Origin of the sequence: Nocardioides sp. (genome assembly GCF_024509035.1) — a bacterium.
Lineage (GTDB): Bacteria > Actinomycetota > Actinomycetes > Propionibacteriales > Nocardioidaceae > Nocardioides.
In genome coordinates, this window is sequence record NZ_JANINT010000117.1 from 12,842 (window position 1) to 39,362 (window position 26,521).

Genomic DNA, 26,521 nt, shown 5'->3' on the forward strand with positions numbered 1-26,521 from the left:
CGCAGCACCTGCGCGCGCCGTTCGATTGACAAATCGAACACTCTTAACTCGAAGATCCTAGGCACGCCTACCGACGTCTCTGGGTTGACGGTCAGCAGTGCCCCGACGGGCTGTCGGTGGGTGCGCAACGACAACCGCCCACCGTCTCAGGCATAATCAACGTGATTTTATTGCAGTCGCCCTGACATGGCTAGGCCGGCATCTCATTCCGTGTGGCTTCGGATCTCCCGAGGACCAACAACGACCGCGCAGAGATGCGGCATCCGGACGCGTTTACCGCCAGTGCAGCGCTGTATTTGTGTACAACGAGGACGTGCGCTAGGCCCACGGCCACTGCCCCCATCCTATGCTGATGGGGTGCCGATCATCGTCTCCGCGACTCTGACCGCGCCGAACTACGACAACGAGACATCGCGGCTAACGGGCGCGGTCTATGACGAAGACGGCACCCTGGTGGCCACATGCCTGCGCGACTCGCGGCTGGCTTGGAAGCACGACGATCCGGAGACCCTGCCCTCGCCTCCAACCAATGCCGAGCGGCTGCGGGAGGCGCGCTACCTCGGCCGGTACATCGGCCACTTCGGACACTTTCTCATCGAGACGCTGCCCGCGCTCGCGCGCGCAGGCTTCGATGACCTTCCTCTACTGTTTCATCCGTGGGGCGTGCCGGATGCGCCGGGGGCGGGCTATCGGGCGTTTCTCCTAAACGCCCTCGGCATCGACGAGGCGCGGATCGGGTTTGTACGACGTGTCACGGTCGTTGACAAGCTCCACGTTCCCGACTCACTTCCGAACGTGATCCTCGGCGACGTAGACAGGGCGACTCTCGACGCCTACGCCTTCATCCGGCAGGCCGCTCTCCGAGTGACTCAGGCGACGCCCCACGGCGGCGCCATCTATCTCTCGCGCCGGGCCTTCGACGGCAGGCGGGAAGTCAAGGGCGAAGACACGGTAGAGGATGCTTTCCGCCGCGACGGCTACACCGTCATCCACCCGCAACAGCTACCCATCCACGAGCAGATCGGCCTGGTCGCCCGAGCGGAAGCGGTAGCCGGATTCGAAGGAAGCGCACTACACCTGTGCGGCTTCATGCGCCCCGGGAGTCGGGTTACTGTGGTCACGCAAGACAGGCCCGTCCCGCTCGCGATCTTGGCCGTGAATGACGCCCTGGGGCACGTCACGACAGTCATCCCGTCCACCGGCGTCGGCTAAACTACGCGCCCGGGATGGCCGGGGCGGGGGTGTTCTCGAGCCAGAAGCGATGCACTCGCTCGAGCCGTTCCAGGTCGACGGCGTACGACGGTCCCTCGCCTCGGCCGGACTCGAGGAGTCAGTGCTGCAGCGACCATCGTTTGGGCTATCAGGGCAGCATCCCTCGATGCGCCATCTCGCTGGGGCGCGATAGCATGCCGCTGTGGCCGTAGACGATTGGCATACAGACATATCCGCAGAGGGCGTTAACGCCTTCGCAGAGGCACAGATGGGCTCGCGGCTCGTTTCTACTAAGGACGCGATACAACCACGATTGCCCGACTGCATCACCTTCCTTTGTGGCACCTTCAGTTATGGCGTGCCTCACGTCTGGGCTGAAGTTCAAGACCTCCCGCGGAGGTTTGAGATCGGCGAATTCTGCAGTATCGGCCCAGAGGTACAGATATTCGTCGGTCGTCATGGGCGGCATGAGACGAAGGCGCTGTCGACCTATCCGATGGGAATGTTGGCTACGCCGGAGTGGCGTCCGGCGGTAGCCTCACCCAAGGAGGCGCAAGAAAATCTTGATGTTACGATCGGCTCGGATGTGTGGATCGGATCTCGCGTCACAATCCTTGCCGGAGTCACGGTCGGGCATGGGGCGGTGATTGGAGCGGGGTCAATTGTCACCCGGGACGTGGAACCATTCGCTATCGTTGTCGGGGCGCCGGCGCGAGTTGTGAGATACCGCTTCGAAAGCGAAATCGTTCGATCGGCCCTGCTACGATCTCGTTGGTGGTTGTTGAAGCCGGCTCAACTCTGGCCAATCTATCCGCGCACGGCGGATGACGATGCATTGATCGCATTCGCGACCGCCGCACAGCAGCGTGTAGAGGAAGAGTTTGACGACGTACCGAGGGTGAGTCGCTCTGTCGCGAGCCTGGCCGCGTGGAATTACCCGAGTTTGAGCGAGTACGCCGACGCCCTTCTGAAGGGCGTCCTCGATGCTCCCTGTCTGCCGCCCGAGCAAGTGCAGCTGCAATACACCGGTGCCGCTGGGCAGCAACTCATGGAGCGCAGCGTGCATTTCGTAACCTATCTCAGTCAGCAGATCCCCGAACTGAGCACTGCTTCCTGGCGCGGCTTGGACTTTGGTGTCGGTTGGGGCAGGTTGGCGATGTTAATGCGGCATTTCGGAGCCGCCGAGCGGCTTGATGTCGCCGATGCCTGGCCGGCATCTCTCGAGCTTCTCAATATTACCAAGCTCGACAATCGCCGGATACTTGTCCCTGACGTAATCGACTCGGTTTCTAACCCTTTGCAATCTGGGCACTACGACTTTATCTACTCATTCTCGCTGTTTACCCATCTTTCTCGCGTCGCTTACCTCAAAACGGTTGATGCCCTGATTGATTCACTTGCCCAGGGTGGCAAGTTGGTCATCACTGTGAGGCCGGAGAGTTTCGTCGAGTACTTCGCATCCCGCAATCCGGAGCTTGAGGTGCCCTCGTGGAACGGCGAAGAATGGTTCGTTCCCACTTACTCTGATACCTACGGCGAATCGGTGCTGTCTTTGGACATTCTCATTCGAGCGATTGATGGGCGAGCGAAAGTCGTGGATGTTAGCCGAACCGATCTTGATCCATTCCAGATCTATGTAACTATCCGGCGGAACTCATGAGCCTCGCGTAACGCGGCTCGCTGGCCCGCCTCCCGGGCCCGGGTGGCGTGGTTGTAGCCCGAGCTAAGGTTGCCTGCCCGCGGTCGAGCGGGCAACAGCCGGCGGTGCGATGCCGGCCGGCGAAAGGAAACTCGACTCGATACCTGACCTGAGGGGAGGCGGGCACTTGAACCTAGCGGCGCGCATGTCACCGATTCCTGCAGCTCGCGACGTGCCAGACAATCCACGCCGCTGCTGAGAGCCCATCTGGGCATCGCTGACCATCGAGCCACTGTGCTGGCCGGATCAAACGGATCGGGCATCTAGTTCTGCTGGTCAACGGCTTCCCGACGCTTCCATCCGAACTCCGGGGTTCACTGTGGGAGCCGACGGGCGCGGACCACGATCTGATGGGGATCACCCGGAGCCCATTCGAGTTGTGGTTGCGCTAACCCGTTCTCACGACAAAGCCGGTCAAGGTAGCCCAATGACACTGATGTGTTTCCGTACTGATCGTGACCCGGATCGGGCCGGAAGTAGAATTCGGCCCGCTCTGCCTCCCGCAGTGCGCCCTCAAGCTCCGGTCGCAAGGACCAGTACTCAGGCGAGCGAACAGTGAAGACGACAACACCCCCCGGCTTGAGCATCCGTGCGAGCCCGGCTAGGCACGAGGCAAATGCTTGAGGCCCAAAGCTGGTGAAGACCGAGAACGCGTAGACGACATTCAGACTGCGCTCGGGCGCAGGCAAAGTCTCGAGAAGCGGGTCGCTCTGGACGAGCTCGACGGGAACCCGCAACTGCCGCGCCTCCTCCAGGCTCGACTCCCACGCATCGCAGCCGGTGAGGTTCGCGGGCTTCGAGTACTTCAACCACAGCATCGCCAAACGCCCCCAACCCACACCGAAGTCAAGCACCTTGGCGTCGGCCGGCCTCACCCCTGCTTCGGCGCAAGCAAGTAAGACCTGGTTGACGTGGGCAACCGATTGTCGGAGGAGTTGACCGCCCGACAGGCCCGTCCACTCCTTTTGGAGTGAGGCGTCCGGCATCCGAGGGAGGAGCAGGTCGGCTCGGCCGAAGTGCTCTTCAGGCGCATTAAGCAACTGGCCCCAGATCGCGACTGGAATCCGCCGAAGGAGGTCGACCAGATTGGTTAAGTCTGGACGGAGTTCTCTGTCTAGGCGGGCAACTTCCTCGCGCCACGGTGTCAGGTGGGTCCACGAGCTGTCGTCGAGGAGGGCGCCGGACGTATCGCCGCTCAGCGCGCCGGCGCTAGGGCGCTCCATGCCCGCTCGCGCCCTTGTCGATCTCGGTCGCATCGTGTCGATCGTCGCTTCGAGTCCTGCCGCTCGAAACTATCTTCGCCACCAAGGGTGCAAACTGCTCATCTTGATGGAGCGCAGAAGCGCGTCCGAGGTTGAATTGCTCGTAGAGACGCTCGGCATAGGCGACCGCTAGGCGCCGCACAGGCTCGGAGACGGAGAACCTCTCGGCGATGTCGGCCTGCATGGCCATGATCTCCATCAGGTGTCGCCGCCCGAGGCCGCTCGCAACGACGCTGTGTTGATGGCGGCGGTGGCCGTTCAGTGCGCGCGACACGAACACGAGGTCCCCGTGTTGCAGCACCTCCAGGTAGACCCGCCAGTCTCCAGCGGTGGGCAGTTCGCTCAGGTCCACCCGCTCCATCGCCAGTCGAAGGGTGGTGGCGTCGAACAGCACGGCACTCACGTTTGGGATCGTGTTGCGAATGGCGAGGCACTCCGTGATCTCGTCACGGCCCGAGGCGCGGTAGCGCCGGGTCCAGTCGCGCGCGTGGATGTCCGAGACGTAGTCACGGTAGTGGTGGGCGAGGACCGAACCGTCGGCGCCTAGTTGTCTCGACTCGCTGTAGACCAAGGCGGTCCCTGAGGACCAGAACTCTGGTACGAGCGATGCGAGGAACGTGGGGTCTGCCACGTCGTCGGCCTCGGCGATCCACACTAGATCGCCGGTTGCCAGTTGCGACCCCAAACGCCACTGGGCGAACACCGATCCGCTGTTCTCCTCGTTCACGACGACACGGACGTGCGGTGCTGCGTCCGAGATCGCCTCGTGGATGGCGGTCACACTCCCGTCGGTGGAGGCGTCGTCGAGCACGATCAGCTCGTAAACCGGGTAAGTCTGGTCGAGAACCTGTCGAAGTCGGTCGCCGATGAACCGCTCGTAGTTGTAGTTGGGCACGACAACGCTTACTCGAGGAAGGGCGGCGGGTGTTGCAGCGAGTAGGTCGAGCATGTAGCGCTGGAAGTTGAACTCGCTGGTGACAAGTGCCCGGCGGGCGTGCGCGTCGGCTGGCGAGTCCGACCTGACAGCATCGATGACCCCGGCGGCGAGACTCTCGCCCGACAAGGTCTCGACCAACCTTCCACCAGATCGGACAATCAGGTCGTCCTGTCCTGTGCGATCGCGTCCTGCCACGATCGGAAGCCCGCACATCAGTGCCTCGAGAACCACGCTGGGGAAAGGGTCCTCCCGCGAACTGAGGACCAGCACGTCGGCGGCTTGATAGTAGGCCTCTGGGTCCGAGACGTAACCGACGAGGTGCAGCCTGTCCGAGCCGGCCGCTGCAACGGCATCGACGATGCGCCGATCGTAGGTGTCATGACGGCCTACCCACACGAAGTGGACGGCGCTGCCGTCCGCGGCGGTCGGGCGGTTGGCGGCCATCTCGGCGAAGAGATCCAGACCCTTGCGATGATCGCCGTACCCCACTCCGAGGGCCACCGTCGCGTCGAAAGGCAATCCCAACCGCTCGCGCAGCGCTTGGCGCTGAGCCGCGGATCGCTCCCCGCGGATCGGCTTGTAGATACCTTGAGGGCGGATGATCGCGTCGGTGTCCTGGGGCAGTGCATGGGGGTAGTCGCGCGCCACCTTGTCGGCAGGGAACACGATCCGATGTGCGCCGCTGGTCAAGGACTCCGCGCGCTGGCTCACCGCTGGGTCGGAGAGAACACTCGGCAACTCGTGCACAAGGCCGGTGACATCAGCCCCGGCTCGACGCAGTCGAGAAGCGAAGCCGCCGGAGACAGACGTGTTGCAGATGGCCGTGGTGAATCCGCGTTGGACCAGCCGATCAGCAAGCATCTCGGCGGACGCGTCCTCGTCGCGCGCCAGAACATGTAGCGGCGCGGTCCTGGCGAACTCGGATGCGAGCTCGCCCTCGCCGAGCGCCACCACTTCCACGTGCAGGCCGAAGCGGCCAAGGGTGCGGGTCATAGCGAGCGCCAGCAGTTGCGCACCGTGCGGGTGCATGTCGTGCGTGACGACGACTACTCCTGCCCCATGGGCGCTCACCGGACCGTCGGCAAGCGTGATCTGCGCGTCACGGACGGCGTGGAGCCATTGGTAGCCCTGGGCCTCGTCCGGCTCCAGATAGGCGCCTTCTGCCCACTCGTTCCATGCGTTGATGAAGACCAATCGCCAGGAGGGCTCGCAGCGGGCGATCGTCTCCGCGCCGGCGTTGACGAGCCATTGGCAGAAACCATCCGGGTTGGCGCCCCACAAGATGGCAGCCGACTTCCCACGCCGCGCGGTGTTGTCCCACGAGGGACATACCCCGCGCCACACCGGGTAGGTCGGTTCTGGGTAGCTGTTGCTCCGGTTGGCCAGTTCTACCCAGTCGTAGACCTGTCCCTCGAAGCCTGGCGTCGCCTCGAGTTCGGGCACGTGGAGTGGGCCGGTGTTGTTGGGCGGGAACTCGACCGCGACGTCGAAACCGAAGTCTGCCGGGTCGGTCTTGTCGAAGGACTGCACGTACGCCAGCAGGATCTCCCCGACGCCGTTCTCCCGACACCAGGTGCGCCATCGAGTCGCCGTCGCGACGGGATCGGGCAGGAGAGATGGCCGATAGACCAGAAGCACGGGCTTTCCGTCTACGCGGAGGTAGCGGCGGTCGCGAAGGTAGCGGGACATCTCGGAGATGAAGGCGACGTCGTCCTCGGGGGAATGGCTCTGGCCGATCAGCACGTCCTGTGCTCGGCCATCCCATGTCCGGGTCCAGTTCTCGTTGGCCCAGCAGACGAGAAACTCGAGGTCCAAGGTGTCGTCGGCTAGAAAGGCCTCGAGGGGGCCGTCGAGCAGTCTCTTGCCAGCGAACCAGTAGGCATAGAAGCAGAAGGCTGAGACCCCATGCAGCACGGCCAGCTCGATCTGCCGACGCATGATCGCGGGATCGCGCAGGTCGTAGTAGCCCAGCTCTCCCGGAACGTTCGGCTGCTGGTGTCCGCCGAAGGACGGCGTTCCGCGCACGACGTTCGTCCACTCGGTGAAGCCCTCGCCCCACCATTCATCGTTCTCCGGGATGGGGTGGAACTGCGGCAGGTAGAACGCGACCGTTCGTAACGCCGTTGCTCCGGGTGGTGACCCTGCCGGCGATCCCGAACGCTCAGCAAGAGTTGGCAGCGCCGGTCGAGGATCCGACGCTGGCACCGGCCGCGACTCGGACTCGCTCGGGCCTGCGGATGCCGCGGCTCCTGCGAGCTCGATCGTGAGCGGGGAGAAGTCCTCCAAGCCTGCAGGAGGCCGCGACACGAAGCTGTCCCGGGGCGCCCTGCCCTCACGCCACCCATACAGGGTGTAGTGCACGAGCGGGTTCATGCCGCTCTCGGCCACGTCTGGATTGGCGTCGAGGTAGTACTGCGTCGAGAAGCCCGGACCTGGGTCGCGTCCCTCGACCCAGCCCTGAGTCAGGTAATGGATCAAGGGAGGGACACCCGCGTCTGCCACGTCGACGTAACGAGCGCGGTACCACTCCTCGTCGATCGCACCGCTCGCGGCAACCTCTGCGAGCTCCTCGGGGGTGATCGGGGGCTCCCAGGCTGCTGGTGACTGTCTCACGCTTCCTCCTCCCGAGTCGAAGGCCCTCTCAACGGGCCAGCGAGCTTGCGCCCCCAGCGCCACGCCCTCGATGCTCGCACCGCGCGGCCAGCGGCTTCCTCGGCCCGCCGCTGGCCCTCCACGACGCTGAGGGCGCGAACCAGATGCTCGCGCTCGTGCCGTCGGACCAGTTCTCTCGCGTGCGCAGCGGCAAGGTCTCCTCGCAGCCGCTCTAGCAGCACCTGCGCCTCATGGCTCTCCTGAGCCATCGCCTCGATGCGCCGGGTTTGCTCGAGGCGTCGCACTCGGAGCTGCTCGACGTGCTCGTCCATCAGCCGCCGCTCTTCGGCAAGCCGGGTCAGGAGCGCCGAAGAGCGTACGATCTCGGCGTCCTGACGTGCTCGCACCGACTCGTGGTGTCTGACATGATCTCTGAATACGGCTAGCTCGATCGTCGCGGCTCGGAGTGCCTCGGCGTTGGCGTCGCGGGACTCCCTGAGTTTCTGCTCCGATCGGAGAATCTCCTCATTGAGGTCCCTGGCCTCCTGCAGCGCCAGCTCCAGTGCTGATCGAACCTCGGAACCCTGCTTCAACGCCGAGGCTGACTCCTCCAAGGCTTGCCGGAGCACGTCGACCTGAGACTGGAGCGCCGCAGACTTGCGACGGCTCCTGACCAGCTCGATCGAACGCTCGCTCGCCCCCCCGGGGACATCGTCGAGATCGATCCGGTCCACCGACCCTGGCAATCGCTCGATCCAGTCCCAGAGAGCGCTCTGACTTGCAGACAGCGGCACCTCACAGGCGCCCTCTCGATTGCGGTAGAGCTCCGGGCGGATGGCTTGAAGCCGGTCCCGCGGAACGGTGGTGCCGAGTGCCTCGGCCAGGCTCTGAATAGCATCAGCTGGCTGATCGATAAGCGCTCTGTACCGAACGACGACCGCGCCCCGATCGCCCACTGCCACGAGGGACCGACGCACGTACTCTTCCCAGAGGGCAAGCCCAGTGACGAGAGGCAGGCTGTCTCGCTTGTGCAGCGAGGCAGCGACCTCAGCTGGGTGCCGAAATATCAGAACAAGCTTGGCGTCTGGCGGCAGATGTCGCTCCCAGACGGGCCAGAGCACGCAGAGCCGAGGATCCTTCACGGCAAAAGGTGCCGCTGCTGCGTCCTTGCTCAGTGTCGCAAGCAACGCCGCGACCTGCTCGCCGACTTCTGCCTCAAGGTCAAGCAGTTCGCAGACGTCCGGCGGCCCGTCCCAAGATGCACCGACCTGAGACAGGATTCGGTCGTTCAAGACCTGGACATCAGTGCGTTCGAAGAACCCGTCTGGGTTGTCCTCTCTCGGTCCGAGGAGTTCCTCCGGACGCCCTAGGTACCAGCCGAGATCACTGAGGAGCCGGGCCATAAGGCTCGTCCCCGAGCGGTGCATGCCGAGCACAATCAGCGGTCTGGTCGACGTACTCTCTTCGCGCGCCATCGACTCAACGATGTGTCTCACCGGCGCCTCACTTCTTTCTTCCCGAGAATGGCTCATCACCCGGTCATCGCTCCGCCGCTGCGAAACTGCCCCGGTAGTCCGCCAACACGGAGTCGACCGATCCTTGAGATGACACGACGCCCGCGTCAAGCCACACCGCATCTGTGCACTGCTCCTGCAGCAAGGCGTCGCCGTGACTGGCAAGGACAAGTATCCCGGCCGAAGACATGAATTCGTTCAGTCGGCGGTTCGCCCGAGAGGTGAATTCGGCATCGGCGGTTCCGATGCCCTCGTCGAGAAGGAGCACATCAGGGCGCAGGGAAGTGAGGATCGAGAACCGCAATCTAGCTTGCATTCCGCTTGAGTATGAGTAGACAGGGTGCACGATTCGTTCGCCCAGCCCGGAGAACTGGGCGATGTCCTCGATCCGTCCGCGCATTGCCCGGGGAGACTCTCCCAACTGCACACCCATACTGACAATGTTGTCGCGCCCGCTTGCCTCCTGGTCAAGACCTGCAGCGGACCCGCCAAGCAGCGCGAGGACCCGGCCCTGCACCCGAACAGTTCCGCAAGTCGGGGGCAGCAGCCCAGCCATCACCGATAAGAGTGTGGACTTGCCGGACCCATTGGCCCCAACTAGGCCAACTCTTGAGCCCTCTGCAATGTTGAGATCTATAGACCGCAAGGCATCGATCACCACTGGATCATGAAATTTACGTCGTGCCGTCTGAACGAGACGATTCTTGAGGTTGTAGTCCCTGACTGAGAGCAACTGGTACTTGACGTGGACATTGCGGAGGGCGACCGAAGGCATCAGGACACCCAGTATGGCAAGCGCGACCGAGCCCGGCTAAATACCCAGGCCGCGAGCACCAGATTGATTGCAGTGACGCCAACTACTCCAGTCCACGTTGTCGCGGATGGAAACTCTCCCAGCAAAGGGTCGCGGAAGAGATTCAGCAAGTGCGCAAACGGATTCCATGTGACCAAGACGCCACGTCCGCTGGCATCGACGTCGTCCGCGCGCCAGAAGACCGGCGTGAAGAACATCAGCATCTGCATGATCGATACGACCAAGGGCCCCACATCACGGTACCTCGCGACCGTAGGGCCCAGCCAGAGCCCAATCGCCACGCCGTTCAGCACGATTACGGCGATAGCGGGGACGACGAGGAGGAGCTTGAGGCTGAGCGGCACCAACCCGAGGGCAACGAGTGCGGCAACGATCACCAAGTTGTGCCCGAACTGCAGTAGCTCATGGGTAGCTGACTGAAACACCAGCGCGGAGAGCGGCTGGCGGGTGCTTATCAATGTCGAGGCATTGCTCACGAACACGCTGGCGCCTTGACCTGTAAGGCCGGTCAGCAACCAGAAACCGATGAAGCCACCGGCGATGTAGGGCAGAAAGTCGCTCAGGGACTGTCCGAAGATTGAGCCGAAGAGAACAGCGAGGCCAGAAACCATGGCTGCTGTCTGGAGAGTGAGCCACCACGGTCCGATGACCGTGCGCCGGTACTGATTCTTCACCTGCTCGATAGCGAGATAGGTCCACGACTGCCACCGACGAATCCCCTCCGCGACGTCACCGGCGGCCGCGCTGATCTGAGCGCCGATCGAAGCGTCGATGGGTGCGTAACCCTGCCAAGACAAGCCGGCTGGATCGTTCGCCCTCCGGGCGCCGGCGCGCGGGTGCCGAGGACTCACGAGCTGCTCTCCTCGATGAATGGCGCGGTGGGCGCTGTGGGGTGGGACGGCGTCGAGTTTATAGAACGGACGGCGAAGGCGAGTCGTCGGCCGGCAGGGAGGCCTGTGATGGCACTGCGGGCGACGTCGTCGGCTGCCGACCACGTCGTCGAAACGTCCGGGGATTGAGCGGCCGCCGGTGCGTAGACCGCGCTGACCGTCGAGGACGCAATCCGTCGCAGAGGTTGGCGGAGCGCGCGCGGCAACATGGCCACTCCGAGGCCCGAGGCCGCGGTGTCGACGGGCAGGGAGCGAGGGAGGGCGAAGCCGGCGGCGCGCAGTCGACGCGTCGACCACACCCACGCGCCGGCGATCTGCTCCGCGTCCGTGCCGCGACGAAGACGACGCCGCAGCCGCCGCCAGGCCAGGGCGACCCAGGCGACGCGCACGGCCACGGCCGCCAGGGCGGAGAGCACGACCGCCAGCACGGCGAGCCAGATCGCCCTGAGAGGGGCGCCCGGCTCGCTCGGCGGCGTGTCGACCTGGACGGTCTCGTCCGACGGCTCGGGAAGTGGCGTCCGACGCTGGGCTGAGTCGCCGAGCACAGGGGGCGGTTGGATCGACCGGTCCACGGCCCCCGGGGCCAGGACGGCAGGTTCGCCCTGCAGGCGACGGTCGGCCTGCAGCGCGATCGCGGCCGCGAGGCCACCGATCAGCAATGCCAAGGCGACCGTCGCGATCAGGTGGGGCGCGCGGCCGGTCCACCGCCGGCTTTGGCCCTCGACAACAGCTACCGCGATCGTCGTGACCAGGGCGGTGGCGACGGCGACCGCGGCGACTTCGGCGCCCGCCCCGAGGCCGAGTGCGCCGACGAGGACACCGACGACCGCGGCGGCGAACAGCGCGGGTGCTGGACCCCGTACGGCCGCTACGGCAAGGGCGGTGAAGGCTGCCGCGGCGAAGGTGGACCGTGCTGCGGGGCCGTGCCCGGTCCCCGAAGCGACGTTCACGACCTCGGCAATCGCCAGCGCGGCGGCAAGGCCACCGGCCGCCGCAAAGCGAACTGACAACCGGGCGATCGCCGCCGTCACCACGACCACGCCGACGACGCCCGGGAGGACGAAGGCGAGCAGCGCGAACAGCGACACCGACCCCGAGTAGGCGAGGGACGCCACCGCACAGCACACGCCCGCCGCAGCGGTCCGTGCGTCCACTGCCGGTGCCGCGCTCACAGGTCCTCCAGGCCAGTGGCGTCCGGCACGTCCACCACTCGCACCCCTGCCAAGCTGCTGCCTGCAGCGTCGGCGCCGACCCGGACGACCGTGAGCGGGGCGATGGTGGCGAGCCGGCGCAGCGAGCCCGCCGTGCGCGGGTCGGGTGCCGAGGTGATGACGATCGTGTGAGCGGCCCGGGTCCGCGCGACGACGGCAGGCAGCTCGTCCGCCGCGGTGTCGACGGGTGGCAGCAGCTGGACGGTCGCGAGAGCGTCGAGCAGGCTGCTCGCAGCCCCCGCGGAGGCACTCGTCACGCGTGCTCCTCGGGCGGTGGTGACGAGGTGCACCTGCTCGGCCCGGGTGAGCTGGCTGGTCGCGAGTGACGCGGCGACCTCGACCGCCGACTCGAAGCGCTCCGTGTCCCAGCTGGAGCTGAATCGGCCGCTCGTCGCGTAGGCCGAGCCGTCGACGTCGAGCACGATCGTGGTGCCCGTGGAGGCCTCGGAGACCTGCTGCCGCACGACGAGCTTCCCCGCCCGAGCCGACGAGCGCCAGTGCACCGACCGCGGCTCGTCGCCGAGCACGTAGTCGCGCAAGGCGTGGAAGTGCTGGTCCCCGGATCGACGGCTCGCGGAGTCGGACTCCCCCTCGCGGAAGGCCGTCGTCAGGGACCGACGCACCCGCACCGACCTCGGCCGCACCGTCAGCACGCCGCCGTCGGCCGACGCGACGACCCGACGGACGACGCCCCACGGGTCACCGTGCACGAGCGAGTAAGGCCCGAGCGGCCGCTGACCGCGCTCGCTCGTGTCGACCGGCATTCGCAGCGAGGCAGCGCCCGACCGAGCCGAGCGCGGCAACCGCACCGACCGCAGCGGCGCCCGCACCGGGCCGTCGACGATGCGCAGCCAGCGGCGCGGGCCACGGATCTCGACGATGAGACGGACGTCGGCGGGCTGACCTCGGACGACCTGCACCGACGACTGGTCTGGGCGGATGCTCCCGCGCGGAGTGCGGAGCGTGGCGAGGAGCGCGAGCACCACGAGCCCCCCGGCGCCGGCGCCGAGCGCCATCAGCTCGGGCCAGCTCGCCCGCCATCCCCACAGTGAGAGACCCGCGGCGGCCAGCACCAGCCCGGCGCCGCGCACGGTCATCGCTGTCCGTCCCCCGGAGGGGGCGCGATCGCCTGCACCGCTTCGTCGGCGGCGTCGGCGGCGGAGCCGCCGGACGCCTCGAACGACGGGCTCACCAGCATCCGGTGGGCGAGCACGGGCTGGGCAAGGGCTTGCACGTCGCTCGGGACGACGAAGTGGCGGCCGTCCAGCGCGGCCCGCACCCGCGCGGTGCGCAGCAGCCCGATCGCGCCGCGTGGGGAGGAGCCGAGCCGCAGTTGCGGCATCGTGCGGGTGTGGCCGACCAGCGCGGCGACGTAGTCGAACACGGCGGGCGCGACGTGCACTGCGCGTGCCGCCGCGACCAGGGAGGCGATCTCGTCGGGCGAGCTCACCTGGGGGACGTTCCCCACGCCGGTGCCGGCGTGCTCGGCCTGCAGCACGCGGACCTCGGCGGCGTGGTCGGGGTAGCCGACCGTGGTCTTGACCAGGAAGCGGTCGAGCTGTGCCTCGGGGAGCGGGTAGGTGCCGTCCATCTCGACCGGGTTCTGCGTGGCCATCACCAGGAAGGGCCGCGGCACCGGATAGGGGCGTCCGTCGACCGTGACCTGCCGCTCCTCCATGACCTCGAGGAGGGCGGACTGGGTGCGCGGCGCGGCGCGGTTGATCTCGTCCGCCAGCACGATGTTGGAGAAGATCGGGCCGGGGTGGAAGTTGAAGCTGCTGGTGTCCTGGTGGAACACCGACACGCCGGTCACGTCGCCCGGCAGCAGGTCGGGGGTGAACTGGATCCGCTGCCAGGGCGCTCCGAGGGCCGAGGCGAAGCTGCGCGCCAGCGAGGTCTTGCCGACCCCGGGGACGTCTTCGAGCAGCAGGTGGCCCTCGGCGAGCAGGCACGTCATGGCCAGCCGCACGACCTCGGCCTTGCCCTGCATGAATCCGTTGACCGCCTCGGCGATCCGGTGGGCCGCCGCCTGGAAGGTCGCGGCCTCCTCGGAGGTGAGCGGGCCAGGGCCCCGGTCCTGCAGCACGTCCACGGTTCCCCCAGAAGTCACGTCTCGGCATGCTACCGGCCCGGACCGAGGGAGGCCCGATCGGCGGCGCGCTTAGGATGAGGCGGCCACGATCAGTCAGGGAGACCCTCGGAGTGAACCCGCACGACCCGGAAGACCTCTTGGAGGCGCTCCGTACGGAGAACGACGAGCTGCGGATGCGGATCTCCGTGCTCGAGGCCACCGCCGAGGAGTACCGACGGCAGATGTCCGCCGTGCTGACGTCGGCGTCGTGGCGATGGTCGGCGCCGTTGCGTGGCTCCGCGGGCAAGGTGCGGCTGCTCAGAGCCCGGGCCCGAACGCTCGTGAAGCGGCTCGTCCGGCGCGACATCCCGCCTGCGACGACATCGACCGCAGGACTGTTCGCTCCGGTCGCCCGCAAGGGCGCGTCCGGCACCCCCCACCCGTCACCGCTGCTCAATCGGCCGCTCGTGCACGGGGTCCGGTCGTCGCGGCTGGAGCTCGATCCTTTGCCGACCCACGATCAGGCGCGGGTCCTCGTGGTTGCGCACGTCTTCTACCCCGAGGTGTGGCCGGACATCGAGGATCGCCTCTCGCGGATGCCGGAGGCCTTCGACCTCATTGTCACGCTGGTGCAGGGCCCCGCCGAGAGCCTCGAGGGACGCATCGGTGGGCGCTTCCCGCGCGCCCGGATCCACCACGTCGAGAACGTCGGCCGCGACACCTGGCCCTTCGTCGAGCTCGCCCGACGCGGAGCCTTCGAGGGTTACGACGCCGTGCTCAAGGTGCACACCAAGCGCTCGGTGCACCGCATCGACGGCGACGCCTGGCGCCTCGACCTGCTGGACGGGCTGTTACCTTCCCCCGAAGGGGTTCGGCGGATCGTCGACCTGCTGCGCCGGGACCGTAACGTCGGCGTCGTCGTTCCCTCCGGGCATCTCAAGGGGCCGGAGACCTGGGGCTCCAACCAGGAGCTCGTCGAGGCTCTCACCGCTCGGATGCCGTTCGCCTTCGATCCCGACGCCCTGCGCTACCCGGCGGGCTCGATGTACTGGGCACAACCGTGGCTGCTCCAGCGGCTGGCGGACCTCGAGCTGGACAGGGAGCACTTCGAGTCCGAGGCGGGTCACCTCGACGGCTCGACGGCGCATGCCATCGAGCGGTTCGTCGGGGTGATGGCCACCGCGGCCGGCCTGGACCAGGTGGAGACCGGCGAGGTGCCGTCCCGACTCCACCAGGCGCGCCGAGCCGACGCGGACGGCAACGCGCCGCGCGTGCTGGCCTTCTACCTCCCGCAGTACCACCGGATCCCGGAGAACGACGAGTGGTGGGGCGAGGGGTTCACCGACTGGGTCAACGTCGACCGCGCGCGGCCGCTCTACCGCGGGCACGCGCAGCCGGTCGAGCCCGGCGAGCTGGGGCGCTACGACCTCTCCGACGTCAAGGTGATGCAACAGCAGGCCGACCTCGCCGCCGAGCACGGGGTCGACGGGTTCGTCATGTACCACTACTGGTTCGACGGGCAGCCCCTGCTCGAGACTCCCTTGCGCAACCTGCTCGCCGATCCGTCCGTCGAGTTCCCCTTCGCGCTCTGCTGGGCCAACGAGTCCTGGACGCGGCGGTGGGACGGGCTCGACAAGGACGTCCTCATCGCCCAGACCTACCCGCCGGGCTGGGAGGACGCGTTCTACGACGACCTGCTCCCGGCGCTGCGCGACCACCGCTACCTGCAGGTCGAGGGGAAGCCCTTGCTCGTGATCTACCGCATCGGTCAGCTGCCCGACGCCGCGGCGACGATCGCGCGGTGGCGTGAGCGCGCCGAGGCCGACGGCCTCGGCGGGCTCCACATCCTCGCGGTCATCCCCTCACGCGACTTCGAGGGCATGTCGGCCTCGGCAGCGGCAGCGGTCGACGGCCTCGTCCACTTCCCGCCCGGCTCGGGGATCGGGCTGCAGTCGCTCCGCGACCTCGCGCCCGACCTCGACCCCACCCACTCGGGGGACATCTACTCCTACGACGCCGCCGTCGACGGGGCCGACCTGCGCACCACCGGTCCGCACGGCCTGCGCGTCCATCCCGGAGTCATGCCGGGTTGGGACAACACGGCTCGGCGCGGCGCGGCGGCGTACGCGTTCCACCGTGGCAACCCGGTGTCATTCCGTCGCTGGCTCTCTCGTGCCGTCGACGCGGCGACGGCCGCCGGCGGTGAGCCGCTCGTCTTTGTCAACGCGTGGAACGAGTGGGCCGAAGGCGCCTGCCTCGAGCCGGACGCCCGTTTCGGACGGGGCAACCTCGAGACCGTGCGTCAGGTCACGGGCGCCCGTCCCGGGCAGCCCCGATCGCGCTGATCGACCAACGCGGTGGCCGAACCGCAGTTCCCCCCGAACCTTCGCCACATCCGCTCGTCTGACGTAGGGTCGGTGGCCGCGGGCGTTCCTGTGGGGGAAGCCGCCCGATCCCATGCCGTCTGCCTCGGAGGACCGACGATGTCATTGCCAGCTCACCGATCCGGCTTGCGTGCCGTTCTCCTCGGTCTGATCCCGCTCCTGATGGTCGGCGCCTCGCTCGTGTCGGCGCCTGCGCAGGCCCAGCGCGTCTCTCCGGACTTCTTCGGGATGCATGACGCCAACATCGCCGGCGGTTCGGTGCCCGGTGTGGCGGTCGGCTCCGTCCGGCTCTGGGACACCGGGACGGCGTGGAGCCAGATCGAGAAGAAGCGGGGACGCTTCGACTTCACAGCGCTCGACACCGCCGTCAACACCGCTCGCAACGCCGGCCTCCGGCCGCTGGTCGTCCTCGGCCAGACGCCGCGGTTCTACGCCTCCAAGCCGAAGGCCGCGGGGTGGTACGGCAAGGGCGCCTCCAGCATGCCGAAGACGATCTCCGCCTGGACGAAGTACGTCACCAAGGTGGCCAAGCGCTACAAGACCTCGGTCGACTACCAGATCTGGAACGAGCCGAACGTCGTCGGCTTCTGGAGCGGCAGCGTGAGCCAGATGGCGAAGCTGACGGCGACGGGCAGCGCGGCCATCAACAAGGCCGCCGGGCGCCGGGCCACCGTCGTCGCCCCCTCCTTCCCGCTGCGGCTCGCGAGCCAGAAGACGTGGTTCAAGAAATACTGGGCCGCGAAGGTCGGCCGCAAGAGCATCGCCGCCATGGTCGACGTGGTGGCGGTGAACCCCTACCCGCTGGCCGACCAGGCGCCTGAGGCCTCGGCCAGCCTGCTGTCGTTCGCCAAGCGGGTCCTGCCGAAGCAGGCGCGCCGCAAGCCGATGTGGAACACCGAGATCAACTACGGGCTCCTGGGCGGCGACACCGCCAAGTCCATCCCCGACGCCACTCAGGCGGCGTACGTCGCGCGCACGCTGCTGCTCAACGCCGGAGCCTCGGTCGACAGGGTGTACTGGTACAGCTGGCGGATCAACGGCATCGCCAACACCCACCTCGTCGAGGACGACGGCACCACCCTCACTCGGGCCGGACGCGCCTGGCAGGTCGCGCGGGGCTGGATCGTCGACACCGACGTCTCCTGCGCCGTCACCTCGAAGGGGGCGCTGAAGGGCCTCTACACCTGCACCGCGCGCGTCGGCACCAACGACGTCCGGCGGATCTACTGGAAGCCCAGCGGCGGAGCGGTCCGGGTCGCGACGTCGTCGACGACGACCTCGTCCACCGACCTCGATGGCACCACCACGGCGCACGACGGGCAGGTCACTCTCACGGTCCACGACGCGCCGGTGATGGTCTCCTCGCGGAGCTGACGTCTCGGCTGAGCTGGCCGGCCCACCACATCCCATCGGGGGGATCCGCATGATCGCTTCGCTCGTCCGCTCGTCCGTTCGTCTGGTGGCGGTCCCGATCCTGGCACTGGGGCTCGTCGTGTCGGTGCTGGCGCTCGCTGCGCCCGCTGATGCGAAGCGGGTCCGTCCAGGCTTCTTCGGCATGCATGACACCCGGATCAGCGGCGGCACCCTGACGACGCTGCCGATCGGCGCCGTGCGGGTCTGGGACTCCGGAACGTCGTGGCGCGAGATCGAGAAACGCCGCGGTCACTACGATCTGGGCCGACTGCGCACGGCCGTCCGCACGGCGAGGTCAGCCGGCGTGCGCCCGCTGATCGTGCTGGGCCAGACGCCCCGGTTCCACGCGAGACATCCCCACGCCCCGGGCGCCTACGGTCGCGGAGCGACCAGCATGCCGCGCCTGACTCCGTGGAAGCGCTACGTGGCGAAGCTGGCGAGAACCTTCGGGACCACGGTCGACTACCAGATCTGGAACGAGCCCAATGTCGTCAACTACTGGACGGGGTCGGTCTCGCAGATGGCGCTGCTCACCGCCACCGCCGGGAGGACGATCGAACGGGTCGCCGGTCGGAGGGCCGTCGTGGTGGCGCCTGCGTTCCCACTGCGGTTGTCCTCGCAGCGGGCGTGGTACCGCGCCTACTGGCACGCCTCGGTCCGCGGTCGCGGGATCGCCCGCTTCGTCGACGTGGTCTCGGCCAATCTCTACCCCCTGGAGCATCAGGCGCCGGAGGCGTCGATGAACCTGGCCAGGTTCGCTCGGCGAGCCCTGCCGAAGGCGGCTCGCCAGAAACCCTTGTGGAACACCGAGATCAACTACGGGCTGCGGGGAGGACCCGCCGCCAAGGAGATCTCGCCACGGAAGCAGGCGGCGTACGTCGCCCGCACCTTGGTCCTGAACGCTGCGAGCCCGGTGAGCCGGGTCTACTGGTACGCCTGGGGTCTCGGCTCGATCGCGAACACCCACCTCGTCACGCCGGACGGCAGCGAGCTGACCCGGGCCGGACGCGCCTGGGTCGTCACCGCGACATGGCTCAGCGGAGCCGAGGTGCGGGGCTGCTCGCACACGGGGCGAGGTCGCCTCCGGGGCGTCTACGTGTGCACGTTCCGCGACGGGGCCGAGGGCCGGCGGATCTACTGGAAGCCTCGCGGCCGTCCGGTCGGCGTCAGGACGCCGAGCACGACGCGCTCGTGGTCCAGTCTCTCGGGCACCACCACCGAACGTTCAGGGCACTTCCGGATCCGGGTCGGCCAGGCGCCCGTATTGGTGACCTTCCGCCGCTGAGCCGGACAACCCGGGCCCCCACCTCACGCCGCTGCTGAAGTCGTTGGGAGAACGCCGTGGTCAGACCCCGCCGAACCCTGGTCTCGCTCGCCTGTGCCGTCCTCGTCGCGCTCGGCGCCGGCTGCAGCACGAGTGATCCCTCCCCTCAGGGGGGTGGCATCACCCCCAGCGCCGAGGCGACCACGCTCACGCCCTCCGTGAGCCCCACGGATCCCGTGCAGCCACCGCCGCCACGGGGCCAGCGGATCCGGAGCACGTTCTTCGGCATGCACGACGGTCTCGTGAGCCAGGGGCGCGCGCCGGACGCCCCGATCGGCGCCCTGCGCCTCTGGGACTCCGGGACGAGCTGGCGCGACCTCGAGACCAGACCGGGTGGGTTCACGTGGACGACGCTGGACACGGCCGTCGCCACGGTCGAGCGGATGCGCGCCCGGCCGCTTCTGGTGCTCGGCCAGACCCCGACCTTCCACGCCTCGAAGCCCCGGGAGGAGGCGCCGTACGGCGCCGGCGCGGCCTCGATGCCCGATCTCGGCGCCTGGCGTCGCTATGTCACCGCCGTGGCGCAGCGCTACGGGGACCGGATCGACTACCAGATCTGGAACGAGGCGAACGTCGTCCAGTACTGGACCGGCACGCCCCGGCAGATGGCGCAGCTGACCCTGACGGCGTCGAAGGCGATCCGCAAGGTCGTCCCGAAGGCGACGATCGTGGCTCCGGCGTTCCCGTTGCGGCTCGAGAGCCAGCAGGCCTGGTTCGCGGACTTCTGGTCGCTGCAGTCGACCCGCGTCGACCTGGCCGGCGCCGTCGACGCCGCGTCCGTGCAGCTCTATCCGTCCGCGGAGGGCCTCCCGGAGGACCAGGCGACGCTGCTCGACATCGCCCGAGAGGTGCTGGCCGAGAACGGGATCGACCTCCCGGTGTGGAACACCGAGATCAACTTCGGGCTCCAGGGCGGGCCCGAGCCGCCGGCGATCCCCGCCGAGCTCCAGCGAGCGTTCCTGATGCGCACCTACCTGCTCGACGCCGGTCTCGGTCTGCCGCGGGTCTATTGGTACAGCTGGAACATCGGACGGATCGCCAACACCTACCTGACCGAGGAGGACCTCACCACCGAGACCCTGGCCGGGAAGTCGTTCGACGTCGTCCGCGACTGGCTCGAGGGCACCCGCGTTGAGGGCTGCACCCTCGGGGACCGGGAGCCCGGCGTCTGGGAGTGCGTGGCGCGCGGCGAGGGCGAGGTCCGGACGTTCTGGTGGAAGCCCCGGGGCCCCGCCGTGCGGGTGACCTCCCCGGACGCGACGTCGTGGAGCGATGCCGGCGGAGCGGTCACGCGCTGCCGGGAGTCGTGCCGGGTCCCGGTCGGGGCAACACCGGTGATGGTCGTTCGCCCCGGCTGACAGGGCTCAGCTCGCCGGCTCGCTCTGGCAGTAGCGGACGAGTGCCGCGCGAGCGTCCTCCGAGACGAATCCGGTGCGCGCCAGCTTGTCCAGGCTCAGGACGCTGCGCGCCGGTCGCGGGGCCAGGGCCTTGCCGGCTGCGTACTCCTCGGTGCTGACCGGCGTCACGTCGCCGGGATCACGGCCCGTCAACGCGAAGACCTCGCGGGCCAGGTCCGCCCACGACGTCGGGGGGCCGTCGTTGGTGACGTTGTAGGTGCCGTACGCCGCGCCGCTCTCCACCAGGTGCCGGGTGGCGCGGGACAGCTCGCCGGTGAACGTCAGCCGTCCCACCTGGTCGTCCACGACCGACGGCGAGATCCCGCGCTCCGCGAGCGACTGCATCGTCCGGACGAAGTTGCGGCCCTCGCCGATGACCCAGGAGGTCCGGAGCAGGTAGTGACGGGGCGCGGTGCTGACGGCGAGGTCGCCCGCTGCCTTCGACTGGCCGTAAACCCCGAGCGGCGAGAACGGCTCGTCCTCGACATGGGTGTCCTCGGTCCCGTCGAACACGTAGTCGGTGGAGTAGTGCACCAGGGTGAACCCGTGCTCCTGGGCGAGCCGCGCGAGCACGGCCGGTGCCTGGGCGTTGGCGGCCCAGCACGCGGGGCGGCCCGCGGTGGTCTCCGCGTCGTCGACGGCGGTGTAGGCGGCGGCGTTGAGGACGAGGTCGTACTCGTGCCACGGCCACGCCCCGACCGCCGTCGGGTCGGTGAGGTCGAGGACGGGATCGGTGCCGACGAGATCGACGCGGTCGGCCTCGGGGAAGTCGAGCGCGAGCGCCCGGCCGAGCTGGCCGTTCGAGCCGATGATCAGGGTGCGACGCGGCTCCATCGGGACCACGTCGGCCAGCAGCGGATTGCGCTGGTCCTTCTCGGAGATGTCGGCGTCGTCGAGGGCGATCGGCCACGGGACCGCGACAGCGGGATCCCCGAGGTGGACCGCGGGATAGGAGACGCCCGCTCGCCAGTGGTCGTTGACCAGGTAGCTGTAGCTGGTGCCGTCCTCGAGCGCCTGGTAGGAGTTGCCGACCCCCCGGGGCACGAACACCGTCACGGACGGGTCCACCTCGATGTGGAAGGTGGTCCCGAACGAGTCCCCACGGCGCAGGTCGACCCACGCCGCGAAGACACGGCCCGTGGTCACCGAGACGAGCTTGTCCCACGGCTCGGCGTGGATGCCGCGGGTGGCGCCACGGCGGGCGTTGTAGGAGACGTTGTTCTGGACCGGGCCGAAGTCGGGCAGCCCGAGGGCCACCATCTTCTCCCGTTGCCAGTTCTCCTTGAACCAACCCCGATCGTCCTCGTGCACGGGCAGCCGCAGGACCAGCAGGCCCGGGATCGGTGTCGTCTCGACGCTCAGTTCCTTCACCGCGGGCTCCATCACTGTCCCTTCGCCGCGTAGCCGGCCTCGACGGACTCCTTGTGCGGGCGCCACCAGTCCTCGTGCGCGACGTACCACTCGATGGTCGCCGCGAGGCCGCTCTCGAAGTCGCGGTACGCCGGCTCCCAGCCGAGCTCGGTGCGCAGCTTCGTCGCGTCGATGGCGTAGCGCAGGTCGTGCCCGGCGCGGTCGGTGACGTGGTCGAAGTCGTCGTCGGGTCGGCCGAAGTGGCGCAGGATCATCTGCACCACCTCGAGGTTGTTGCGCTCGCCGTCGGCGCCGACCAGGTAGGTCTCGCCCACCCGACCGCGCTGGAGAATGGTGAGCACGGCCGAGGAGTGGTCCTCGGTGTGGATCCAGTCGCGGACGTTCAAGCCCGCCCCGTAGAGCTTGGGCCGGCTGCCCGCGATGACGTTGGTGATCTGGCGGGGGATGAACTTCTCGACGTGCTGCCAGGGACCGTAGTTGTTGGAGCAGTTGGAGATCGTCGCCTGCACGCCGAAGCTGCGGACCCAGGCCCGGACCAGCAGGTCGGAGCCCGCCTTCGTCGAGGAGTACGGGCTCGACGGGTCGTACGCCGTCGTTTCGGTGAACCGCTGGGGGTCGTCGAGCTCGAGGTCGCCGTACACCTCGTCGGTGGAGATGTGGTGGAGACGCACCCCGGCCTTGCGCACCGCCTCGAGCAGGGTGAAGGTGCCGATCAGGTTGGTCTGCACGAACGGGGACGGGTCACGCAGCGAGTTGTCGTTGTGCGACTCGGCCGCGAAGTGGACGACGGCGTCGTGCTCGGCGACCAGCGGGTCGACCACGGCCGCGTCGGCGACGTCGCCCACGACCAGCCGCACCCGGCTCTCCGGCAGTCCGGCGAGCGACTCGCGGCTCGCCGCGTAGGTGAGCTTGTCGAGCACCGTCACCTCGCCGTCGGTCGCGCCGATCAGGTGGTGGACGAAGTTGGAGCCGATGAAGCCGGCCCCGCCCGTCACGAGGATGCGTTCCATGTGTCTTCCTCTCAGGCGGCCGAGGCCCGTTGCCGGCCCCGCCCTCGTGGCTGTCGTCGTGGCTGCCGTCGTGCGGTGTCGAGGAGCGCGGCGTACTCGTCGACCACGCGCGCCCAGGAGTAGTGGCGGGCGGCCCGGGCCGCAGCCCGCTCGCCCATCGGCCGATCGTCATGGAGCGCGCTCGCCACCGCCCGGACGATCGACTCCGCGTCACCGTCGCAGTAGACGCCGGTGTCCGCGAGCACCTCGCGGTTGTAGACCGTGTCCCGGGCGACGATGCGTGCGCCGAGCGCCATCGCCTGCACGAGGGTCGGATTGGTCCCACCGACCGTGTGCCCGTGGAAGTAGACGCCGGCGTGCTGCCACAGCGAGTGGAGGCGCCGGTCGTCGCTCAGGTGGCCGAGGACGTGGATGCGGGGATGGGAGGCCGCCAGCGCCTCCGCCGTGCGCTGGAGCGGGTCGTCCGCCGCGGCGGAGCCGACGACGACCACGTCGACGTCGGCCTGCTCCACGATCGCAGGCGCGGCGGCGAGGAACGCCGCGACCGTGTTCTCTGGCACGAGCCGGGCGATCAGGACGACGTAGCGGCCGGCCTCGAGACCGGGCTCGACCGGAAGGGCAGGCTCGGGGTCGCCGCCGTAGGGCACGAACGTCCCGTCACGGCCGAGCTCGTGGCGCCAGTGGTCTCCGATCGCCTCGGCGTCGAAGACCAGCTGGTCGGCGAAGCGGGCCGTGAGCCGGGCTCCCCACCGGAACATCCTCTTGCCGAGCGTGCTCCACTTGTCGCGCTCCCACTCGACGCCGTCGACGTTCACGACGGTGGGGATGCCGCGCAGGCGGAGCAACGGGAGCCAGAACCCGTTGGCGACGTTCATCACCAGGGCGACGTCCGGCTTCCTGACGAGGGCGTGGAGGACTGCCGTGAACCCGTAGGAGAGCGTGCTCAACGCGACCGTGTCGAGGCCCGGCGTGAGGACGCTCTCCACGCGAGGGTCCCCTCGGGTCAACGCGACCTCGGCGCGGCGCCCGTAGACGCGGACGCACCAACCCCTGTCGGCGAGCGCGGGCGCGATGCGGCGCACGGCGGTCTCGAACCCACCGTAGAAGCTGGGATAGCCGCGCGTCCCGATGACCGCGACGGTGCGGGTGTCTCGATGGTGCGGGCCCATGCTTCCTTTCGGGTGTGGTGGGACGTCGGTTCATCCTAGGCGTGGCAGTTTGGCCATCCCTCAACCTGGGAGCCGACCGCAGTGGTCATCTCCCTCCGTACGATGGCTCCCATGCGCGGCATCATCCTGGCAGGCGGCACGGGTTCGCGGCTCCACCCGATCACGCACGCCGTGAGCAAGCAGCTCATGCCGGTCTACGACAAGCCGATGATCTACTACCCGCTCTCGACGCTGATGCTGGCAGGGATCCGTGAGGTGCTGGTCATCACCACGCCCCACGAGGCCGAGCAGTTCCGTCGCCTGCTGGGCGACGGCAGCCAGTTCGGCATCGAGATCACCTGGGCGGTGCAGGCCAGCCCGGACGGGCTCGCGCAGGCCTTCCTCATCGGCGCCGACCACGTCGCCGGTGGACCGTCGGCCCTGGTGCTGGGCGACAACCTCTTCTACGGCGCGGGTCTCGGCAACCAGTTGCACCGGTTCCAATCTCTGACGGGGGCAGCCGTCTTCGGCTACCGCGTCGCGGACCCGACGGCGTACGGCGTCGTCGAGTTCGACGCCGACGGCCGCGCGCTGTCGTTGGAGGAGAAGCCCGAGAAGCCCAGGAGCAGCTACGCCGTCCCCGGTCTGTACTTCTACGACGAGACCGTCGTCGAGCGCGCTGCCTCGCTGAAGCCCTCCGCGCGCGGCGAGCTCGAGATCACCGACCTCAACCGGCTCTACCTCGAGGCGGGGGAGCTGCACGTCGAGGTGCTGCCCCGCGGTTCGGCATGGCTCGACACCGGCACGTTCGACGAGCTGAACGAGGCCAGCAACTACGTCCGGGCGATCGAACGCCGCCAGGGGACCAAGATCGGTGCCCCCGAGGAGGCCGCCTGGCGGATGGGCTTCATCAGCGACGAGGAGCTGGCGGCACTGGCGGCGCCGCTGCTGAAGAGCGGCTACGGCCGCTACCTCCTGGACCTCCTCGACGAGTGAGTCAGCCCGAGGCGGCGAGGTCGGCAGCGACCATCTGGGCCACGACCTCGGCGAACCCGAGCGTCGGCGCCCAGCCCAGCTCGCTGCGAGCCTTCGAGGAGTCGCCGACCAGCTCGGACGCGTCCGCCGGACGGACCAGCTCCGGGTCCACGAACACCCACGGCTCCCAGTCGGTGATGCCTACCTGCTCGAACGCGGCGGCGACGAAGTCCCGCACCGAGTGAGCGGTGCCGGTGGCGATCACGTAGTCATCGGGTGACGCGGCGCGCGCCGCGCGCACCAGTGCGTCGACGTAGTCGGGCGCCCAGCCCCAGTCGCGACGGGCATCGAGGTTGCCGAGAGTCAGGCGGGTCGCCCGGCCCTGGGCGATCGCGGCCACCGTCGAGGTGATCTTGCGGGAGACGAAGTGCGTCGGCCGGCGCGGCGACTCGTGGTTGTAGAGGATGAGGCTCACCGCATGGAGGCCCCGGCGCCGATAGACGTCGACGAGCAGGTGGGCGTACGCCTTGGCCGCGCCGTACGGGTTCACCGGACGCACGGGCGTCGTCTCGTCCTGGGGGCTGTGGTCGGGCTGCCCGAAGATCTCCGCGCTCGAGGCCTGGACGAACCGCACCTGCCGGCTGTGCTTGTCCTGTGCCGCCAGCGCGGCGTCGAGCAGCGCGGCGGCGGCCAGGCCGTTCACCCGACCGGTCAGCACGGGCTCGCTCCACGATCGCGCGACCGAGCTCACCGCCGCGAGGTTGTAGACCTCGTCGGGGGCCAGGTCGAGGAGCAGGCGGCGTACGTCGCCGGTGTCGGTCACGTCCCCGACGTGGAGGTGCACCCCGGGCAGGTCCGGCAGCGGCTCGAGGTCGTGGGCGAGCGCATGCACCTCGACGCCGTCGGCGAGCAGACGCTCGACGAGATAGCTGCCGTCCTGGCCGTTGACCCCGGTGACGAACGCCCGGGTCATCTCACCAGCCCTGCCGGGTCGCGGCCAGGTCGGCGTCGACCATCAGCGCGACCAGCTCCTGGAACGACACCTTCGGCTTCCAGCCGAGGACCTCGCGCGCCTTGCTGGCGTCGCCGATCAGGTGATCCACCTCGGCCGGGCGCATGAATCGCGCGTCCTGGCGGACGTACGGCGTCCAGTCGTCGATGCCCACGTGGCCGAAGGCGGCATCGAGGAACTCGCGGATCGAGTGTGCCTCGCCGGTCGCGACCACGTAGTCGTCGCCCTGGGGCTGCTGCAGCATCAGCCACATCGCCTCGACGTAGTCGCCGGCGAAGCCCCAGT

General features: G+C 68.3%; 20 protein-coding genes. 7 read left to right on the forward strand and 13 right to left on the reverse strand.

Annotation, left to right across the window (positions count from 1 at the left end; translation table 11 throughout):
- Positions 1–357 precede the first annotated feature (357 nt).
- Entirely contained in the window at positions 358–1,212 is an 855-nt protein-coding gene (locus Q0L15_RS09815) for a glycosyltransferase 61 family protein (protein ID WP_296603988.1), read from the forward strand.
- A gap of 358 nt (positions 1,213–1,570) precedes the next feature.
- On the forward strand, positions 1,571–2,872 hold the full coding sequence (locus tag Q0L15_RS09820; protein WP_296603989.1) for a DapH/DapD/GlmU-related protein: 1,302 nt from the start codon (positions 1,571–1,573) through the stop codon (positions 2,870–2,872).
- A 353-nt stretch (positions 2,873–3,225) separates the two neighbouring features.
- Here the strand turns inward: Q0L15_RS09820 and Q0L15_RS09825 are convergent, their stop codons facing one another.
- The 8 genes from Q0L15_RS09825 to Q0L15_RS09860 all read right to left on the reverse strand — a co-directional run bounded on the left by Q0L15_RS09825 (position 3,226) and on the right by Q0L15_RS09860 (position 14,241).
- The gene (locus Q0L15_RS09825) at positions 3,226–4,134 is read right to left on the reverse strand and encodes a class I SAM-dependent methyltransferase (protein WP_296603990.1); all 909 of its coding nucleotides are present in this window, start codon (positions 4,132–4,134) and stop codon (positions 3,226–3,228) included.
- Complete coding sequence (locus tag Q0L15_RS09830) at positions 4,121–7,723, reverse strand: glycoside hydrolase family 99-like domain-containing protein (protein ID WP_296603992.1); 3,603 nt, start codon at positions 7,721–7,723, stop codon at positions 4,121–4,123. Before Q0L15_RS09830 ends, Q0L15_RS09825 begins: the two co-directional genes overlap by 14 nt.
- Positions 7,720–9,198: a sulfotransferase gene (locus Q0L15_RS09835; protein WP_296603994.1), complete on the reverse strand. Its 1,479-nt coding sequence runs from the start codon at positions 9,196–9,198 to the stop codon at positions 7,720–7,722. Before Q0L15_RS09835 ends, Q0L15_RS09830 begins: the two co-directional genes overlap by 4 nt.
- 43 nt (positions 9,199–9,241) lie before the next feature.
- Entirely contained in the window at positions 9,242–9,991 is a 750-nt protein-coding gene (locus Q0L15_RS09840; protein WP_296603996.1) for an ATP-binding cassette domain-containing protein, read from the reverse strand.
- Entirely contained in the window at positions 9,991–10,881 is an 891-nt protein-coding gene (locus tag Q0L15_RS09845; RefSeq protein WP_296603997.1) for an ABC transporter permease, read from the reverse strand. The genes Q0L15_RS09840 and Q0L15_RS09845 overlap by 1 nt, the downstream gene beginning before the upstream one ends.
- Positions 10,878–12,008 carry a hypothetical protein gene (locus tag Q0L15_RS09850; protein WP_296603999.1) on the reverse strand — a complete coding sequence of 377 codons (1,131 nt, stop codon included), beginning with the start codon at positions 12,006–12,008 and terminating at the stop codon, positions 10,878–10,880. The genes Q0L15_RS09845 and Q0L15_RS09850 overlap by 4 nt, the downstream gene beginning before the upstream one ends.
- An 80-nt stretch (positions 12,009–12,088) precedes the next feature.
- Positions 12,089–13,228, reverse strand: coding sequence for a DUF58 domain-containing protein (locus Q0L15_RS09855; RefSeq protein WP_296604001.1), 1,140 nt, complete (start codon positions 13,226–13,228; stop codon positions 12,089–12,091).
- Positions 13,225–14,241, reverse strand: coding sequence for a MoxR family ATPase (locus tag Q0L15_RS09860; RefSeq protein WP_296604002.1), 1,017 nt, complete (start codon positions 14,239–14,241; stop codon positions 13,225–13,227). Before Q0L15_RS09860 ends, Q0L15_RS09855 begins: the two co-directional genes overlap by 4 nt.
- Before the next feature lie 155 nt (positions 14,242–14,396).
- Here Q0L15_RS09860 and Q0L15_RS09865 point away from each other — a divergent pair, with 155 nt between their 5' ends.
- From Q0L15_RS09865 to Q0L15_RS09880, 4 genes are all read left to right on the forward strand, one after another.
- Positions 14,397–16,547, forward strand: coding sequence for a glycoside hydrolase family 99-like domain-containing protein (locus tag Q0L15_RS09865; RefSeq protein ID WP_296604004.1), 2,151 nt, complete (start codon positions 14,397–14,399; stop codon positions 16,545–16,547).
- A gap of 165 nt (positions 16,548–16,712) precedes the next feature.
- The gene (locus Q0L15_RS09870; protein ID WP_296604005.1) at positions 16,713–17,960 is read left to right on the forward strand and encodes a hypothetical protein; all 1,248 of its coding nucleotides are present in this window, start codon (positions 16,713–16,715) and stop codon (positions 17,958–17,960) included.
- An 85-nt stretch (positions 17,961–18,045) separates the two neighbouring features.
- Positions 18,046–19,284, forward strand: coding sequence for a hypothetical protein (locus Q0L15_RS09875; protein WP_296604007.1), 1,239 nt, complete (start codon positions 18,046–18,048; stop codon positions 19,282–19,284).
- 266 nt (positions 19,285–19,550) lie between these two features.
- Entirely contained in the window at positions 19,551–20,681 is a 1,131-nt protein-coding gene (locus tag Q0L15_RS09880) for a hypothetical protein (RefSeq protein WP_296604008.1), read from the forward strand.
- A 6-nt stretch (positions 20,682–20,687) separates the two neighbouring features.
- Here the strand turns inward: Q0L15_RS09880 and Q0L15_RS09885 are convergent, their stop codons facing one another.
- From Q0L15_RS09885 to Q0L15_RS09895, 3 genes are read right to left on the reverse strand one after another with little or no spacing between them, the layout of a single operon-like run.
- Entirely contained in the window at positions 20,688–22,103 is a 1,416-nt protein-coding gene (locus Q0L15_RS09885) for a bifunctional dTDP-4-dehydrorhamnose 3,5-epimerase family protein/NAD(P)-dependent oxidoreductase (RefSeq protein WP_296604009.1), read from the reverse strand.
- On the reverse strand, positions 22,103–23,101 hold the full coding sequence (gene rfbB / locus Q0L15_RS09890) for a dTDP-glucose 4,6-dehydratase (RefSeq protein WP_296604011.1): 999 nt from the start codon (positions 23,099–23,101) through the stop codon (positions 22,103–22,105). The genes Q0L15_RS09885 and rfbB overlap by 1 nt, the downstream gene beginning before the upstream one ends.
- Before the next feature lie 11 nt (positions 23,102–23,112).
- Complete coding sequence (locus tag Q0L15_RS09895; protein ID WP_296604012.1) at positions 23,113–24,270, reverse strand: glycosyltransferase; 1,158 nt, start codon at positions 24,268–24,270, stop codon at positions 23,113–23,115.
- Positions 24,271–24,381: 111 nt separating this feature from the next.
- On the opposite strand from Q0L15_RS09895, the gene rfbA reads away from it, so the two are divergent.
- Positions 24,382–25,245 (forward strand): glucose-1-phosphate thymidylyltransferase RfbA, encoded by an 864-nt coding sequence (gene rfbA / locus Q0L15_RS09900; protein WP_296604013.1) that lies wholly within the window; start codon positions 24,382–24,384, stop codon positions 25,243–25,245.
- Between the two features lies 1 nt (position 25,246).
- Here rfbA and Q0L15_RS09905 read toward each other — a convergent pair whose 3' ends face one another.
- Positions 25,247–26,197 (reverse strand): GDP-mannose 4,6-dehydratase, encoded by a 951-nt coding sequence (locus tag Q0L15_RS09905; RefSeq protein WP_296604015.1) that lies wholly within the window; start codon positions 26,195–26,197, stop codon positions 25,247–25,249.
- A 1-nt stretch (position 26,198) separates the two neighbouring features.
- Positions 26,199–26,521: GDP-mannose 4,6-dehydratase (locus Q0L15_RS09910; RefSeq protein ID WP_296604016.1), on the reverse strand; the 323-nt coding region annotated here is incomplete at its 5' end.